Below are 16,802 nucleotides of genomic sequence, written 5' to 3'. Positions count from 1 at the left end.
CGACTCCCGAGATTGCTTCGCGTTGGCGTGTCTTTTATAATGATTTGTTTTTCTTCATCTTTAAGGTAATTCTCCCGATGCAAAATCGTGAATTTGATGTGGTCATTGTCGGCGGAGGCGTATCCGGATGTGCGCTGGCCTATATGCTATCGCGCTACTCCAAGGTTCAATCCATCGCCATTCTGGAAAAATACGGCTCCTTAGCGCCGCTGAATTCCAACGCCCGTGCCAACAGTCAAACCCTGCATTGCGGAGATATCGAAACCAACTACACCCTGGAAAAAGCCAAGGTCGTTAAACAACAGGCCAATATGATCGTTCACTATGCCGATCAGGTCGAAAAAAACGATTTCCTGTTCAAATTTCCGAAAATGATCCTCGCCGTCGGTGACGACGAGTGCGAACGTTTGGAAAAACGTCATGAACAGTTTGCCGAAGCCTTCCCTTATATGGAGTTGTGGGATGCACAACGTATTGCCGAAGTCGAGCCGGGCGTTGCCCTGAAAGACGGCAAACCGCGCCCGGAAAAAATTATGGCTTCCGGCTGTACCGACGAATATTCCGCCGTTAATTTCGGTAATCTGTCCAAGTCTTTGATTCAAAGCGCCCGCCAGGGTAATGCTGATATCCATGTTGCGCTCGGCGCCAAAGCGGAAAAAATCCGCAAGTTTGACGATCACTACGAAATCAACACGCCGCAAGGCAGCTTCTTTGCCAAATTTGTCGTCGTTTCAGCGGGCGCACATAGCCTGCTGCTAGCCAATCAGCTGGGACACGGTTTGGATATGTCGATTTTGCCTATGGCGGGCAGCTTCTACTATGTCCCGAAAACCCTGAACGGCAAGGTGTACACCATGCAGAACGACAAACTGCCGTTTGCCGCGCTGCACGGTGACCCGGACCTGGTGGAAATGGGCAAAACCCGTCTAGGGCCGACGGCATTGGTTCTGCCGAAGCTGGAACGTTATACCGGCGGAACCTATTGGGATTTCTGGAAAAGCTTGAAACTGGATTTAAAAGTAATCCGAGTCTTCTGGGACCTGATGAAAGACAGTACCATCCGCAACTATATCTTTCGCAATTTCGCCTTTGAAATTCCGTGGTTGCGCCAGCGACTGTTTGCCAAGGATGTTCAGAAAATCCTTCCTGACGTAAAGGCCAAGGATCTGGAGTACGCATCCGGCATCGGCGGTTTGAGACCGCAGGTAATCGACAAAACAGCCATGCAGCTGAAATTGGGTGAGGCGAGCATCGTTCCGGAACACGACAATCTGATCTTCAATATGACACCGTCCCCGGGAGCGACCACCTGCCTGGGGAATGCCTACCGCGATACCAAAATCGTCTGCGAACGCTTGGGCATTGAACTGGATCGCCAGCGCCTGATCGACGAACTGCTTGGCGGCAGTGACCTGCCGAACTAATTTCGCAAGATGAACTCCGAGCAAACCACAACACTACCGGTACATCTAGTCACCGGTTTGCTCGGCAGCGGCAAAACCACCGCCCTGCTCAATTTCCTTAAACAGAAGCCGGCCGGTGAAAACTGGGGCTTGCTGATCAATGAATTCGGCGCACTGGACATTGATGCGCTAAGCCTGCAAAGTCACACCGACGATCAAGTCATTTCAATTGCCGGCGGCTGCATCTGTTGCAGCGCCCAAGCCAACCTGCATCAAGGCATCAACCGACTGCTTGACCCGCAAAACCAAGCTATTGACCGCTTATGGATCGAACCAACCGGTCTCGGGCATCCGGCAAAAATTATCGATCTGGTCAAACAGGCAAGCTTCCGCAGACCGCTTGATCTGCAAAGCGTCATCTGCATCGCCACACCAAAGCAGCTGACCACAGAGCGCTGGAAAAAATCCGCCGTAATGCGTGATCTTGTTACTCTGGCTGACCAGGTCATTCTCAACAAGATCGATCAGGCGTCTGCAAAAGAAGTCAAACAGAGCCAGACGCTTCTGGCTTCGCTCTATCCTCCCAAACAAGCGGTTGTGACGACCGAGTACTCGCACATTTCGCTATCGGACGTCATGCAACCGAGGCCGCCACGGCCGCTAAGCCTGCTGCAATCTAACCAGCACGAACTACCGCAACTGGTAAATGAGGAACAAAAGAGCGACAACGACGCGCTCCTCAGTCGTCATTTGCAGTACAGTGATCGGGATCGTCTGTATGCGATCGGCTGGCAATTCCCGGCCAAGCGTATTTTTTCGCGCAGTGATCTGAAGAAATGGTTTGCCGAGAACGGCAGATTTTTCCAACGCGGCAAAGGCGTTCTTCGCTGCGGTCTGGAATGGCAAAGAGTGAACTGGAGCGATCAGCATGTGGATTTTAATGACATCGCATGGCGCGGGGATAGCCGCCTTGAGCTGATTATCGCGGATTCGCAAACATTTTCAGCCGACGATGAACGAATTCATTCTCTGGAACAACAACTGATAGAAACCAGTCGCTTTCGCGAATAATTTTTATTTAACCCCCTCTGTGGAGAATTATTTGATAGAATCATTCCCCACTTTTCACAAAATTTTAACAAACTGAGGGTGCAACACCCTTTTAGGGCATAGGTTTAGAGACCTTGAAAAAACCTCTAAAAGGCAAGTACTTATCAATAAAGTCGAAGGAAATTGCATGACCAAGCACATGCCCGATATCGCCTGTCAGCCGCACCAAGGCCCGAAAGGAACATTGAACTGGGTCGGAATGAGCGGCATTGAACTGCCTATTCTTGTCCAACAGGGTGAAGATGCGAACCAGACCGTTCGTCTGTCTTCATTGACTCAGGCCTACGTCAATCTGGAAGATCCGCAAAGTAAAGGGATTCACATGTCTCGCCTTTACCTGTTGCTGGATCAGATGGCAACTCAGGAAGCACTGACGCCGAAACGCGTTCAAGATATCCTGAAAGCGTTTATCGAGTCACACAGCACGCTAAGTAAAAACGCGTTCGTTGAATTCAAATTCGATTATTACGAGCGCCGTTCCTCGCTATTGAGTGACAACAGCGGTTGGAAACACTATCCGGCAACCGTTCGCGGCGAAATTCGTGACGGCAACTTCGAGTGCGAAATCTCTATCGAAGTCCCTTATTCGTCGACCTGTCCTTGCTCTGCTGCTCTGTCTCGTCAGCTGATTCAAGAAGCTTTCGAAAACCAGTTCAAGGGGCAAAACCCGGATTACGAAACCGTTATGGCATGGCTAGGTACGCCTGAAGGTATCTGTGCGACGCCACACAGCCAGCGCTCTTACGCCCAGGTTAAAGTTAAAGTCGAAGCTCTGGACAGTCTGAATCTTTCTCAGTTGATTAACGAGATCGAAGACGCGCTGAAAACGCCGGTTCAAGCTGCGGTAAAACGTGAGGACGAGCAGGAGTTCGCACGCCTGAATGCCTCCAACCTGATGTTCTGCGAAGACGCCAGCCGTCGTTTGCAAGACGCTTTCCTGAATTCTCCGCACTATCTGGATTTCTGGGTTCGCGTCAACCACTTGGAAAGTTTGCATCCGCACGATGCAGTTGCCATCGTGACCAAAGGTATCGAAGGCGGTTATACCGACGAGCCGAACTATATGGATCGTATGAAGTAACTTTTTAAATTATGCGATCTCATTAAAAGCCCGCTTGAATTTCAACGCGGGCTTTTTTGTTATTTCACGTCCAAGTTCGGTATGATGTCCGAAATTACAACCAATAAAAAAACCGCAAAACCAATCGATCGACTCTCGTTCCCTACTCTTTATTCTCAAGCTTAAAGGTATTTTGCATGAATATTCTTGATCCGATCATGATCGCCGCCCACTCTTTGGGCGCCGTTGTTTGGGTAGGCGGCATGTTTCTCGCCTATCGCGTACTGCGCCCTGCCGCAATGGAAATTGATCCACCGCACCGTCTGGTTCTGTGGCACGGTGTGTTCAGCCGCTTTTTTAAATGGGTCTGGCTCGCGATTGCGTTAATTATTGTTTCCGGCTACTGGGACTGGTCGGCACGTTTTAGCGGTGATGTGCCAACACTGTATATCCAAATCATGCAATGGATCGGCTGGCTGATGGTCGCTTTTTTTACCTTTCTGTACTTCAAACCCTTCCAGACGTTTAAGAAAGCCGTCGAAGCCAAAAATTTCCCCGAAGCCGGCGGTATTATGCAAAAACAGATACGCCCGATTATTGCTATCAACCTAACCCTCGGCACTCTGGAAATTATTATTGGCGCCACCGGACTTTACTGGTAACACCAACCCTCAAAAACGCAAAAGCCCGCACATTTTTATGCGGGCTTTTTTATTATCAGTTCAAGAAAGAGAGACATAAAGTTTAATCTCCTTCCTAATTTGCGTAATTATTTGAGCTGAATTCGCGGAGGTGAACAGCGAAGTTTAGTAGAGCTAAATGAGTTTTCGGCCAACACAAAACTCCGATTCGGATTTTCATTTTCTGGGGTTTCAATGCCGTCCAAGGCGGAGAGGAATGAAGTCTAATCTCCTTCCTAATTTGCGTAATTATTTGAGATGAATTCGCGGAGGTGAACAGCGAAGTTTAGTAGAGCTAAATGAGCTGTTCACCAACAAAGAAGTCGCTCAAATAAGACCCAAATCAGAAATCGCCCCCGGTTAATTCGCGATACACATGTCTCGCATTCGGCTTCGCAGCCTGCTCGAAAACCGGACGATCCTTATACATGGATTGATCGATTTGCTCGACCTCTTCGGCATTCCCGCCGTCATCGACCACCTTTTGTACTTGCTGATGCAGATACACCAGATAATCGTAGGTCTGATGTTTAATGGTCTGCATATCCGAAGGCGTTCCATGCCCTGGAACCACTTTGGTATCTGCCGGAATCTGTTTCAGCATATTGGCATACGAATCCTGCCAAGCATAAGAATCTGTATATTGAAAGAACACCGGCATACGTTCATTAAATCCTAAATCCCCCGTAAACAGCAGTTTACGCGAAGGAACATAAGCGCTGGTCGATGCCGGAGTATGTCCCGGGCCGAAATCTTTCAGCAAAACATATTCACCGCCGCCGACATCGATTTTCATCTCACCGTTGAAAGTCTTGAATTTGTCGGAGACATCACGCACCGATCGGGTAATTGCCCGACCAACACGCATCGACCACTCTTCTTTGATATAAGGGAAAGCTTCGTGGAATTGATCGTTGGCCATTTCGCTGGAATAGAGGTTACGCACGCCAACGTCATACCAGTAGCTCGCTCCCAGATAAGCGTGCCCCTGGTTGTTTTCTACTGCAACCCACTTGACCGGTTTATCGGTAATTTTCTTGATCTGTTGATGCAGAGAATAGGCCAGTGCAGCATTGGCTCCGGCATTAAAAACGAATACACCGTCTTTAAAGACAACGAAAGAGAGATTGTTGTTCAAGCCGAAGTTGGCTGGATTATGCCAGATCATACTGCCGACAACCGTATAAACGCCATCCGTCACCTTGACTGCCTGCGGTATCGGCAACACATCCCCGATATAACCGGCCTGTTTTTCGACCTTGGCGACATCCCCGGCATAGCTATGCAACGCCTCGGTCAGAACATCGCTGTAACTTCTGACTTCATTCGCATAGGCTTCAAAGCCCTCTATATATGGGTCTCCGCCCTTTTCTGCAGCCGATACCGAACCCAATTGGCAGGCTAAGATACCGGCCAATACCGCTCTTTTCGTGATTTTCATTGCTAGAACTCCGCGCTTCTTCTGATTTTGATATTTTGAATGGGTTCTTATGAACCTCTAGATTCCCACCTCATCCAGAATCATATCACCAAAAAATGCGCCTTCTAATCACTAACTTCTATCCAGCAAATCAGAATTTTTATGTTCGTAAACATCGAGAACGGTAATCGCCATCGCCGCTATGACCGGCCCAAAAAACAGTCCTATAACACCGAAATGCATTAGACCGGCAAAGGTCGACAACACCGTCAACAGAGTATGATTGGCAACAGCCAGCCCTTCTCCGGCCGCTCCCAGGGTTCGCGTTAAACGGTTGATCAAGATCGGCCGGACAATATTATCGATCACAAACCCGGTCACCACGATGCCCCAAAGCGCCGTCGCGCCGGCAACCCAATAATCGCCTTGCAACGCCGTATAAATCACTACCGGCACCCACACCAGCGCAGCACCGACAATCGGGATAAACGAAGTTACGGCTACCGCCATTCCGATGAATAAACCTGGTAATCCTACCAGCCAAGCGAATAGAGCGAAACTGATCCCTTGAATTGCCGCAATCCCGATAACACTCAGCGTCAGCACCGTGGAAAGATTGGAAAAACGATCCATAATCATCTGGTCGTAGCGATTTTCCAGAGGAGAGAGTATTTTCAAATGATTTGAGATAGCGTGCCCGTCGCGATAGAAGAAGAACAGCGCGAACACAGACAGACCGATAAAAGTCACAAACGAACTGGTCGTACCAACCAGTCCTTCCAGCAGAAATACCGCCGCTTTTTGCGCAAAACTCAGAAAACTCGCCGAGTGGTTCTTTAGTTGCGCCAGCAAACCGGCCTGCGCTTCTTCGCTCAATGGAAGATAGTCCAAAATATCCTTATTCAATTGCTGAAGGCTGGCGGCATCCTGCTGATTAAGCCAGTTTTGCGCCTGAGCATAAATCTCGCCGAACTGCAGACTGACCTCCACCAGCAGATAGGTTACCGGGGCGATAACCCCGGCAAACACCGCAAAACTCATAATGGAAGCGGCTTTGGTCGGCGAGTAACGGCACTTGGGCAACAGCCTCAAATAATAGCGGTAGCTGGCGGTCGACAAAATCATTGCAAAGAACAGAGCTTCCAGAAAAGGCTGGAACAGCCACAGCAGGCCAAACACGGCCAAAAGCAATAAAATGATTAAAAATCCTTCCTCATAGGGACGCTTGTCGCGCATAATAACTCCTAAACGAGTGCAAAAATATTAGGAAACTCGCTAAAAACCGCTGTTTGCGGCGCAAGCGCTCAGCGTCTTGAAAGACTTTTCCAAGACATATCAATTGGATAGAAGACAAATAATTAAAGGCGCATCAGGCGATTGAATCGCATATCGGGTTTTACGAAATTCTCATAGATGAATCATAAACCCAGTCGCGGCGAAAGCCAACGCTGAATCCAAGCCGAGTAAGATCAAGCATGCAACATATAGAAACTGAAGAAGTCGTTATCCGCCCGCAAGGTTCACTACAAATCCTCTCTTACCAAGAAGCCCGTCAACTCTGTGACGTTTCCGAACGAGGCCTGAACGACCTGTTACGCCAATGTACCCTAGCGGTACTTAATACCGGAGCCAACGAAGACAACGGGCTGGATCTATTGAACAAATACGCCCGCTTTGAAATCAAGGTCAATGTCAAAGGCCGCGGTGTGCAAGTCACCATTGTGAATGCACCTCATCACGCTTTTGTCGATGGGGAGTTGATTGTCGGCCTGAGAGAGCACGTCTTTGCAGTTATCCGCGACCTGCTATACGCCCGCAACGACGTACTGCACAGCGGCCAGTTCGATGTGGAATCTTCTCACGGAATTACCAATGCGATTTTCCATATCGCGCGTAACGCTCAGCTAATGATTCCAAATACCATTCCTGATATCGTCGTCTGTTGGGGCGGCCACTCGATTCCAAACGAAGAATACAAATACAGTAAACAGATCGGTTATGAATTAGGCTTGCGTGACCTGAACATCTGCACCGGCTGTGGACCTGGAGTTATGAAAGGCCCAATGAAAGGTGCAGTTCTGGCGCAAGGCAAACAACGCAACCACAGCGGCCGCTTTATCGGCTTGTCCGAACCGGGCATTATCGCTGCCGAAGCACCTAACGCTTTCGTTACCGAACTGTGTATTATGCCGGACATCGAAAAACGTCTGGAAGCTTTTGTTCGTCTCGGCCACGGGATTGTCATCTTCCCAGGCGGTCCGGGCACCATGGAAGAACTACTGTATCTTCTCAGCATCCTGCTCCACCCAAATAACAAAGACGTTGCCCTTCCATTGATTCTGACCGGTAATCACAACAGCCAGGCCTACTTCGACCAGATCATACATTTCATCGAACTGACACTGGGTGAAGACGCGACTCAACTGCTGGAAGTCATTATCGATCACCCACGTCTGGTTGCCCAAAAAATGCATACCGCCATGTCGGAAGTCCGCAGAGATCGTCGCGACAGCAGCGACGCCTACTACTTCAACTGGCGACTGCATATCGAGCTGGATCTGCAAAAACCGTTCGTGCCGACCCATGACAATATGGCGAAATTGAACCTGTATAAAAACCAGCCGGCGCATGAGCTAGCCAGCCAGCTGCGTAAGGCTTTCTCGGGTATCGTTGCCGGTAACGTTAAAGCTGACGGTATTCGTCAGATCAACGCCAAAGGGCCGTTTGAGCTGCACGGCGATCCAGCCATTATGCGTGCGATGGACGATCTACTGCAAACCTTTGTCGATCAGAAGCGTATGAAGCTGGATGCCAGCACCTACAACCCGTGTTACAAAATTAACTGCGGCGACCACTAAGCCGCCTTTAAGCGTTTAATAACAACTATGACCTTTGAAGAATTTGATTTAGACCCGGCTTTGCTGGAAGCGATCCACAAGCAGGGATTTAACAAACCGACACCGATCCAGCAGGAAGCCATTCCAGTTCTACTGGAACGTCAGGATATTCTCGCCGGGGCTGCCACCGGGACCGGGAAGACGGCTGCTTTTGTGCTGCCGGTTTTACAATATTTATTGGAAGAACCGCAACCTGCGAGCCATCCGCGGGTTTTACTGCTGGCACCAACACGTGAACTCGCCTTCCAGATTCACAAGGTAGTCAAGCAGCTCAGCGAGCTCTGTTCCTTTAAAACCCTGATCGTTACCGGTGGTTTCAAACAAAGCCAGCAGCTGGAACGCCTCGACGAACCGTGCGACATTCTGGTCGCCACCCCGGGGCGTCTGGCGAAAATCATGGAAGAAGACGGCGTTGATCTGTCTTTTATCGAGTGGGTTATTCTTGATGAAGCCGACCGCATGCTGGATATGGGGCAAGGACCGACCGTTCGTGCGCTGCTGGAAGCCATTCCGGGCGATTTTCACGCCGGACTTTTCTCGGCGACCCTGAGTGGTGCCGGTGTGCGCAAATTCGCCGAAGAGATTCTCGACGAGCCGGAAATGGTGCAGATCGATGCGCCGAATCAGCAGTCGCAACAAGTGCAACAGCTGGTTTATCTCGCCAACGACAAAGAACACAAACAGGCACTGCTCAGCAATGTACTGCAAGACGCCAGCTGCCTGAGCGCGATTGTTTTCTGCAATAAGAAAGAACGTGCAATCGAAGTCAGCGAATATCTGCAATCGCAGAATATTTCCGCTCAAGTACTGCATGGCGACTTTATTCAAGCCGTGCGTCTGGAAAAAATGCAGAAATTCACCAGCGGCAAGATCAAGGTTCTGGTTGCAACCGATGTGGCCGCACGCGGTCTGGATATGCGCCATATTACCCACGTGATCAACTACGATATTCCATTCCGCGGCGACATCTATATTCACCGCATCGGACGTACAGGTCGCGCGCAACAGGCCGGGATTGCCATCAACCTGGTTGAACGCCACGACATCGTGAATCTGCAACGCATCGAGTACCATCTGGGACAACGCCTGCCTGCCAGCAAAATCGCTGGATTGGAAGCCAACTTCACCATTCAGGAAGTGCTGAAAAAAGCCTCCAAAACCAAGAAAGCGAGTAAAAGCAAAAAAAGCAAAACCGCTGCTAAAAAGAAAACAGCCAAGAAAAAGTAAGGCCTTCTCCCCTGCTTTTACTCCTAAACAAGGATAAGCGACCAACTTAATCGCTTATCCTCTTTCCTATCTCAAAAATCGCCAAACCGACTGGCCGCAATCCAAAACGCAACGGGAACCCTCAGATGACCGACTTTGATCAGACCTATTTAGGCAAACTTCTCAAACACATGGGCAACGAAGACTTTATATTGCCTGCTGCCAGAGCCGTCATTCTCAATCAACAGCAAGAAGTCCTGCTAATCCAACGCAGCGACAACCAAAGATGGGGCTTACCGGCCGGTAGTATCGAGATCGGCGAATCCATTCTGGATTGTGTAATCCGCGAGGTACAAGAAGAAACCGGACTTACAGTCCTCTCTGCCACTCCTTACGCTCTGTATACCGAATCCAGATTTTCATTCATTAACGCTTTCGGCAGAAAGCACCACACCTTTTCCTTGTCATTCTTAATCACCGACTGGTCCGGCGAACTTGTCAAACAAACCGACGAAACTCTGGATGCAAAGTTCTTTAAAACCACCGAACTACCCGAATTAGTCTTTCACTACGACGAAGTCATTCAAGACGCCCTATCATTCGACGGGCAGTTTATTCTGAAATAGCGTCGATTTCCTTTCCGAACAAGTTCACGAAAGAATCAATGAATTAACTAAAAAACTACCTAAAAAATCTTAAAAATCAAAAACCACCTCTAAATCAAAAAATCTCTAAGAAAAACATCAGATTCCGGCTTTTTTACTCTAATATAGATATCGAGATTTTTTGTTTTCTTGACTTCAACAGAGTGTATTATCGATGAATAACGCTTTGATTTTAGAAGATAACCCGGAAGCTATGCTCTGGATGAGACAGCGCTTTCAGCAGGTATTTCCGAACATGTCGGTTGAAGAGGTCATTTCCGTCGCGCAGGCAAAACACGCATTATCGCAATCGACATTTGAATTAGCCTTAATTGATCTGCATCTTCCGGATGGCAGCGGTATTGAGATCTTAAGAGAAATCAGTCGATTTCATTCCAACACCCTCAGTATTGTCGTAAGCATTTACGATGACGATGCACATCTATTTCCAGCGTTGCAGTCGGGAGCGAAAGGCTATTTATTAAAAGATATGCCGAGCGAGCAGTTTGAAGAACGCCTGAAAATGATTACTTATGGGGAACCTGCACTTTCACCGGCGATCGCAAGAAAAATTCTCAAATATTTCGGTCAGACGCCCCTTGTTCCCAGCCATGATTTGACGCAAAGAGAACTGGAAGTGCTTACCTTGATTGCAAAAGGGCTGACCGCTCAGGAAGCCGCAGACATGCTGAAGATCAGCTCGCACACGGCCAAAGATTACATCAAAACTATCTATCGGAAACTGGATATATCTACCCGCTCCGAAGCCTCATTAGAAGCGGTTCGGTTAGGACTGGTGCAACCTTAAGGAGTCTGTCAGTGAAAGCAACCCCTCAACAACTGCTATTCACAGTCTCACTGATCGCCTTTCTGGCGGTTTTTAATTCGGTCTATTTTGCCCTGCAGGCTCCCGTTCTTGGCATCTCGTTCGAGCCGCATGAAAAGGGTCTTAAAGTGCTGGATATCGAAGCGGACTCCCCCAATCAAAACCGCTTGCACGCCGGACAAATATTAACCGAAATGAACGGCATTCCGATCACTCCGGATTTATGGATTGAAGAACCTGATCAATTAAACCAGTGGACGAATTACAATGCCTTCTTTCACAAAATGACGCAGTTAAAAAGCGCGGCCGATTCTCACTCTCTTCAAGTCCTCACTGAACAAGGACAAACGATCCCGCTTGAAGTGCGGGCAAGACATCTTTCCGATCTGCCGCCGCTGTTCTGGTTTCAGGCATTTGTCGGAGTGTGCGGTTTTTTGATAGCGGCCAGCGTGTTTGCCTTCAGACAACACGATGACGGCGCCCGGTATTTCGCGCTGGCCGGTTTAGGCATGCTGATCTTCTCTCTGGCAGCATCGGTATACAGTACCCGTGAACTCATTATCGATGGGCAAACCGCTCGCCTATTTTCATACACCAACCAGATGGGAGCGATTTTCTTCACTGCGGCCCTGGTAGCATTACTGGCGGTTTACCCAAAACGCCTGCGTTACTCCATGGCAATTATCCTCAGCGCCTTTGTTTCCTGGCTGGCGATCTGGGGCGGATTCGTGTCGGAAAGCTTCCCTGATATTTCGATGGTCTATCTGCTCACTTTAATCCTGTTTGCCGCCAGTTTTGTATTGGCGTTTATTCAGTGGCGCCAAACAAAACATTTACCGGTTGAACGCGCCGCTTTGAAATGGTATCTGTTATCAATCTACCTCGGCACGGGCCTGTTTGCCGCACTGATACTGATTCCGGTTACCTTGGAAATAGAACCACCGGCCAGCCAAGGACTGATGTTCATGGTATTTCTGTTTATGTTTATCGGTATCGCTATGGGTATTACGCGCTATCGCCTGTTTGATTTGGACCGCTGGTGGGTTGCCGCCTGGAGCTGGTTCCTGGGCGGGCTATTGGTCATCGCCGCAGATTTAGTTTTGCTGTCGTACGTCGGCTTGGGCGAGGCCACTTCTCTGGCACTGTCTTTGGCATTGATCGGATGGCTGTACTTCCCTTCGCGCCAATGGCTACTGGAGAGGATACAAAAGAAAAAACGCAGTCGTTACGGGCAGACGAGCCGACTTATCGAAAGCTTGTTTTCGGCAGAGGAACCCGAACAGCTTGCTCTCTCTTGGCGCCAGTATGTACAGGATGAATGGCAACCGCTGTCAATCGAATTGAAAACGGGCCAAATCCAGTCTCCGCTTATCGAACAACATGCTCAGTGCATGAGAATCCCCTATCTAGACGATCAACACCATCTGGAATTAAACTATCCAGACAGCGGAAGCCGATTGTTTAACCGCGAAGATCATGAATCCGTCATCTTCCTGTATGAACTGGCACAACAGGCGTTAAAAGGCTTAAAAATGCGTTTGCAGGCACTCGAAGAGAAACACCGCATTCTCGGCGATCTGCACGACGATGTCGGATCGAAACTCTTATCGCTATTGCACCGCTCCGAAGACCCAGTCAACAATGAACTGGCGCGCAATGCTCTGCGCGATTTAAGAGAAGTCGTATCACAACCGGATCAGGACAATTGGCTGCTATCAGATAAGCTGTCGGACTGGCGTATCGAAGCGGCCGAACGTTTGAAAGATGCCGGCATGACTTTGAACTGGCAACAGGACGAATGCGGTTTGCAGGAAATTTCTTACTTTACCGCCAGCCATCTGGGTAGAGTGCTGCGTGAATCTTTGAATAATATTCTCAAACACTCACTCGCTTCAAAAGTCGATGTAACGATTCGGATCAATGACGGGCAATTAATTCTTCAGGTACAGGATGACGGCCAAGGAGAGTCGCCGGAAAACTGGCAAACCGGACGAGGCGTCAGCAATATTCGCCACCGGGTCAAAAAGCTGCATGGTGAAGTTGATTGGTTGCAGAGCGAAGACACCGGTATTCTCTTAAAAGTCGTCGTTCCTATAGAAACTGCTTGAAGATCCCTGTAAAACAATTAGAGGAAAAATTAAAAATTACTCTGACAATTACCATCATGCATTGGCTTATTAAAGGCATTGGGGGGCTATTTGAAAATAAAAAAACGACTAACCGTTTTTCTCTTATTCGGTAGCTGGAGTTCTGAACTATGACCTACACCAATTCACACTGCCCGCCATATTCAGTTTCGACCGACACGAAACATTTTGCCTCGGAATTTAATATTCCAACGAGTGTAACGAAGTGGCTGCTCGCCACTTTTTTATTTGCATGGTCAGGGCTGGCCTGTGCAGCTTAAATGAACTTAGAGCTCTTTCAGATCAAAAGAAATACATTCCAATGGAGATTGCTAAAACCGAAACCAAAAAAATGTCATTTTCCACCTGCAAAACGACGGCAGACAAACTTATGTCTAAACACGGTAAAGGCTATCCGTTAAGCGTGCTGCATAATTCAGATGAATGGTACAGGTTGCGATTATTGCTAAAAAATGGGGCGATTGAAACATCTTGTATTGATGGCAAGCTCATACTTAGACAATGGTCGTACAAGTAACGTTCTTCGCTTTTTAAATAGAGAATCCTCCATGATTTTAGTAACCGGCTTTTGGCCCTACAAGGAAGTATTCAACGCTTCAGGCGAGCTGATTGAGTCGCTAAAAAGCGATCTGCCGCAAGAGCTTGAAAGCATCAAAGATGAACTGGTTTTCGAGGTGCTGAGTTGTGATATTACTTCACGAGAAACCGAGCACCAAACTCTGGAAGCAAAACTGCTTGAACTTCTGGAACTTTATCAACCTGAGATGTGTATTTTTACCGGACAGGCACCGGCCTATAACAGAGTAACGATTGAAAAAATCGGCATTAACTCTTTCATGAGCGAGAAAATCGATCCACAGCGACCAGCCGCTTTCTGGTCGAATTTACATGGATTAGACGAATTGCAAACTGAACTGGAAAAACAGGAGATTCCCGCGGACTACTCCTATAACGCCGGACAATCTCTGTGCAATCATATTCTCTATTCCAGCCTGTATTTTGCCGAAGCCATGAATCTATCGCATAACTCGGTGTTTATTCATATTCCTGTTCTGCCCAAACAGATTATCAGCACCCATCCGAAAAGCGCCTGCATGCCTCTGGATATGACGCGTAAAGCCTTAACAATTATTATCACGCATGCTATGAAGCAGCGCGTGAAACTTGAATAAAGCGGTCCGCGCTGCACGAGAGAAGAAAGTTATTCTGCCGGTTGCGGCATGGTAGATAGATAGTCGAAATAGTAATGGGCAAGTGCAATAACGGCAAAGACCGGAACGAAAAGTCCAACCAGCGGTAAAGCACTCAACATGAACAATCCGCCGATCGCCAAGGTCGGCGTCCAATTGCCTAACGGCTTAACTTCATCAAACAGCTTCTCGGGAAGAATGACCTGGCCAACATCCTGCACGACAGAGAAGCGGAAGAACAGAAAACCGAGCAACCAGAACCAGACTGCGTTGACCAGAGGAATAAACAGCATCGGGATGGTCACGATAAACAGCAATAACATCAGGAAGCCGAACCATAACAGCTTGCCGATCATGCCCCACATGCTGCCGTGGCCGCTGTAACTGACATTCGGATAGTGCTTGTCGTGTACGGCTTTGACCAGACTGTCGGTCATAAAACCGGTAATAATCATCGCAAACAGCAGAATCAGATAACTTCCGAGCAGCACGCCGAGCACTCCGGCGATCACCGCCATGACAATCCCAAGAAACCACAAGATGATCGTGCCGATAAACGGAATCGCACCGATCGTCTGTTCAGCTTGTTCGCTCCAGGTATTGAACTCCTCAACCATCGGGTTTTGAGTTACGAAATCACTGACCATAAACACGCCGAAGATTCCGTACCCCATCAGTGAAACCAGAATAATCGCCGCCACAAAAGGAATAAAAAGACGCCATAGAATTGCCGGCTCTTTTAAATCCGACAGAGTTTTTAACCATAGATCGACCATACGAACGTCCCTACTTGATCCAAATAGATTTTACGTTGGTAAACTCACGGATACCTTGCACCGACAACTCACGTCCGTAACCGGAGTTTTTCACCCCGCCAAACGGCATACGCGGATCGGAAAAGCTGATGCTGTTGACGAAAGTGGCTCCGGATTCCATTCCGCGCGCCATGGTTTCGGCGGTCGCCATATCCGATGTCCAGATCGAACCGCTCAAACCGAAGTCCACCGAGTTAGCGATGCCCAGCGCATGCGCCGGTTCGGATGCTTTCAATACAATCGCCACCGGCCCGAAGAACTCTTCGTTATAAGCCGGCATATTGCTGGTCACATCGGTCAAAATGGTCGGTGCATAGTAGCATCCTTCTCGATCCAGCTGATAACCGCCGGTAACGATTTTCGCCCCCAGTTCCACCGAACGCATTACCTGATCGTGCAACTCGTCCAGCAAATCCTGACGCGCCATCGGTGCCAGTGTAGTTCGCGGGTCCATCGGATCGCCGGCAACGAATTTAGCTTCGACCGCTTCTTTGAATTTTTCGATAAATTCATTGGCCTGGAACTGATCGACGATAAAACGTTTCGAAGCAATACAACTCTGACCCATATTCATAAAACGCCCGGCCACCGCGCCTTCGACCGCCAGCGTCATATTGGCATCATCCAGTACGATAAATGGATCGGAACCGCCAAGCTCCAGAACCGCTTTTTTCAGTTCTTCTCCGGCAATTGACGCAACCTTACGCCCCGCCGCTTCACTACCGGTCAGGCTGACCGCTTTGACCGCCGGGTGACGGATCACGCTTTCAACCTGAGACGAACCGATCATCAGTGTAGAAAAGGTTCCTTCCGGAAGACCGGCTTTGCGGAAAACTTCTTCAATCGCCAAGGCACACTGCGGTACGTTCGATGCATGTTTTAACAAAGCGACATTACCGGCAATCAACGCCGGAGCGGCAAAACGGAAAACCTGCCAGAACGGGAAGTTCCACGGCATAACCGCCAAAACGACTCCCAACGGTAAATAGGCAACATAGCTTTTTGACGCGCCGGTTTCAATCACTTCATCGGCCAGAAATGCCGGACCGTGTTCAGCGTAGAACTCACACACCCAAGCACACTTTTCTACTTCCGCACGTGCTTCGTTAATGCTCTTTCCCATCTCTAAGGTAATTAATTCCGCCAACAGATCCAGATCGTCGCGCAGCACATCCGCCACGCGTCCGATCAAAGTACAACGATCTTCAATCGGCGTCAGCTTGGCCCAATCTTCGTACATATAACCGGCCTGAGTGATGACATAATCCAGTGTTTCCTGATCCCAGGTTTCAAATTCCGCCAGCAGTTCTCCACTGGCCGGGTTAATCGATTGCATTACCATCTTGTTATTCCTTATTCAGTAATCGGAAGGCTGTTACCTTGCAATATAACCACCATTTTGCA

Annotated in this window: 15 protein-coding genes; 11 read left to right on the top strand and 4 right to left on the bottom strand. The window is 48.8% G+C overall.

Annotation, left to right across the window (positions count from 1 at the left end):
- Positions 1 to 77 precede the first annotated feature (77 nt).
- The 4 genes from H8792_RS04780 (at position 78) to H8792_RS04765 (ending at position 4,235) form a co-directional block, all read left to right on the top strand.
- Positions 78 to 1,424 carry an FAD-dependent oxidoreductase gene (locus H8792_RS04780; protein ID WP_185977792.1) on the top strand — a complete coding sequence of 449 codons (1,347 nt, stop codon included), beginning with the start codon at positions 78 to 80 and terminating at the stop codon, positions 1,422 to 1,424.
- A gap of 9 nt (positions 1,425 to 1,433) precedes the next feature.
- Positions 1,434 to 2,474, top strand: a complete 1,041-nt coding sequence (locus H8792_RS04775) for a CobW family GTP-binding protein (RefSeq protein WP_185977791.1) — start codon at positions 1,434 to 1,436, stop codon at positions 2,472 to 2,474.
- 166 nt (positions 2,475 to 2,640) lie between these two features.
- Positions 2,641 to 3,594, top strand: a complete 954-nt coding sequence (gene folE2, locus H8792_RS04770) for a GTP cyclohydrolase FolE2 (RefSeq protein WP_185977790.1) — start codon at positions 2,641 to 2,643, stop codon at positions 3,592 to 3,594.
- Between the two features lie 176 nt (positions 3,595 to 3,770).
- A complete protein-coding gene (locus H8792_RS04765; protein ID WP_185977789.1) occupies positions 3,771 to 4,235 on the top strand; it encodes a hypothetical protein in 465 nt (154 codons plus the stop codon).
- A 361-nt stretch (positions 4,236 to 4,596) separates the two neighbouring features.
- Here the strand turns inward: H8792_RS04765 and H8792_RS04760 are convergent, their stop codons facing one another.
- A complete protein-coding gene (locus tag H8792_RS04760; RefSeq protein ID WP_185977788.1) occupies positions 4,597 to 5,694 on the bottom strand; it encodes an MBL fold metallo-hydrolase in 1,098 nt (365 codons plus the stop codon).
- 111 nt (positions 5,695 to 5,805) lie between these two features.
- Entirely contained in the window at positions 5,806 to 6,909 is a 1,104-nt protein-coding gene (locus H8792_RS04755) for an AI-2E family transporter (protein ID WP_185977787.1), read from the bottom strand.
- A gap of 239 nt (positions 6,910 to 7,148) precedes the next feature.
- On the opposite strand from H8792_RS04755, the gene ppnN reads away from it, so the two are divergent.
- From ppnN to H8792_RS04720, 7 genes are all read left to right on the top strand, one after another.
- The gene (gene ppnN / locus H8792_RS04750; RefSeq protein WP_185977786.1) at positions 7,149 to 8,531 is read left to right on the top strand and encodes a nucleotide 5'-monophosphate nucleosidase PpnN; all 1,383 of its coding nucleotides are present in this window, start codon (positions 7,149 to 7,151) and stop codon (positions 8,529 to 8,531) included.
- 27 nt (positions 8,532 to 8,558) lie between these two features.
- A complete protein-coding gene (locus tag H8792_RS04745; RefSeq protein ID WP_185977785.1) occupies positions 8,559 to 9,797 on the top strand; it encodes a DEAD/DEAH box helicase in 1,239 nt (412 codons plus the stop codon).
- Between the two features lie 125 nt (positions 9,798 to 9,922).
- Positions 9,923 to 10,402, top strand: coding sequence for an NUDIX domain-containing protein (locus H8792_RS04740; protein WP_185977784.1), 480 nt, complete (start codon positions 9,923 to 9,925; stop codon positions 10,400 to 10,402).
- A 193-nt stretch (positions 10,403 to 10,595) separates the two neighbouring features.
- Positions 10,596 to 11,228, top strand: coding sequence for a response regulator transcription factor (locus H8792_RS04735; RefSeq protein WP_185977783.1), 633 nt, complete (start codon positions 10,596 to 10,598; stop codon positions 11,226 to 11,228).
- An 11-nt stretch (positions 11,229 to 11,239) separates the two neighbouring features.
- A complete protein-coding gene (locus H8792_RS04730) occupies positions 11,240 to 13,354 on the top strand; it encodes a sensor histidine kinase (protein ID WP_185977782.1) in 2,115 nt (704 codons plus the stop codon).
- A gap of 244 nt (positions 13,355 to 13,598) precedes the next feature.
- Positions 13,599 to 13,910: a hypothetical protein gene (locus H8792_RS04725; RefSeq protein ID WP_185977781.1), complete on the top strand. Its 312-nt coding sequence runs from the start codon at positions 13,599 to 13,601 to the stop codon at positions 13,908 to 13,910.
- 31 nt (positions 13,911 to 13,941) lie between these two features.
- On the top strand, positions 13,942 to 14,565 hold the full coding sequence (locus tag H8792_RS04720) for a pyroglutamyl-peptidase I family protein (protein ID WP_185977780.1): 624 nt from the start codon (positions 13,942 to 13,944) through the stop codon (positions 14,563 to 14,565).
- 29 nt (positions 14,566 to 14,594) lie between these two features.
- Here the strand turns inward: H8792_RS04720 and H8792_RS04715 are convergent, their stop codons facing one another.
- Complete coding sequence (locus H8792_RS04715; RefSeq protein WP_185977779.1) at positions 14,595 to 15,359, bottom strand: EI24 domain-containing protein; 765 nt, start codon at positions 15,357 to 15,359, stop codon at positions 14,595 to 14,597.
- 10 nt (positions 15,360 to 15,369) lie between these two features.
- Positions 15,370 to 16,740, bottom strand: coding sequence for an NAD-dependent succinate-semialdehyde dehydrogenase (locus H8792_RS04710; protein ID WP_185977778.1), 1,371 nt, complete (start codon positions 16,738 to 16,740; stop codon positions 15,370 to 15,372).
- Positions 16,741 to 16,802: the final 62 nt, after the last annotated feature.

Origin of the sequence: Thiomicrorhabdus heinhorstiae (assembly GCF_013391765.2) — a bacterium.
GTDB lineage: Bacteria > Pseudomonadota > Gammaproteobacteria > Thiomicrospirales > Thiomicrospiraceae > Thiomicrorhabdus > Thiomicrorhabdus heinhorstiae.
The sequence above is the reverse complement of the archived record's forward strand: the minus strand, read 5'-3'. Positions and strand labels throughout refer to the sequence as shown.

What these genes read in the sequence shown, in the direction of transcription:
- H8792_RS04780 (WP_185977792.1), top strand. Translation starts at nt 78, where the DNA reads ATGCAAAATCGTGAATTTGATGTGGTCATTGTCGGCGGAGGCGTATCC.
- H8792_RS04775 (WP_185977791.1), top strand. Translation starts at nt 1,434, where the DNA reads ATGAACTCCGAGCAAACCACAACACTACCGGTACATCTAGTCACCGGT.
- folE2 (WP_185977790.1), top strand. Translation starts at nt 2,641, where the DNA reads ATGACCAAGCACATGCCCGATATCGCCTGTCAGCCGCACCAAGGCCCG.
- H8792_RS04765 (WP_185977789.1), top strand. Translation starts at nt 3,771, where the DNA reads ATGAATATTCTTGATCCGATCATGATCGCCGCCCACTCTTTGGGCGCC.
- H8792_RS04760 (WP_185977788.1), bottom strand. Translation starts at nt 5,694, where the DNA reads ATGAAAATCACGAAAAGAGCGGTATTGGCCGGTATCTTAGCCTGCCAA.
- H8792_RS04755 (WP_185977787.1), bottom strand. Translation starts at nt 6,909, where the DNA reads ATGCGCGACAAGCGTCCCTATGAGGAAGGATTTTTAATCATTTTATTG.
- ppnN (WP_185977786.1), top strand. Translation starts at nt 7,149, where the DNA reads ATGCAACATATAGAAACTGAAGAAGTCGTTATCCGCCCGCAAGGTTCA.
- H8792_RS04745 (WP_185977785.1), top strand. Translation starts at nt 8,559, where the DNA reads ATGACCTTTGAAGAATTTGATTTAGACCCGGCTTTGCTGGAAGCGATC.
- H8792_RS04740 (WP_185977784.1), top strand. Translation starts at nt 9,923, where the DNA reads ATGACCGACTTTGATCAGACCTATTTAGGCAAACTTCTCAAACACATG.
- H8792_RS04735 (WP_185977783.1), top strand. Translation starts at nt 10,596, where the DNA reads ATGAATAACGCTTTGATTTTAGAAGATAACCCGGAAGCTATGCTCTGG.
- H8792_RS04720 (WP_185977780.1), top strand. Translation starts at nt 13,942, where the DNA reads ATGATTTTAGTAACCGGCTTTTGGCCCTACAAGGAAGTATTCAACGCT.
- H8792_RS04715 (WP_185977779.1), bottom strand. Translation starts at nt 15,359, where the DNA reads ATGGTCGATCTATGGTTAAAAACTCTGTCGGATTTAAAAGAGCCGGCA.
- H8792_RS04710 (WP_185977778.1), bottom strand. Translation starts at nt 16,740, where the DNA reads ATGGTAATGCAATCGATTAACCCGGCCAGTGGAGAACTGCTGGCGGAA.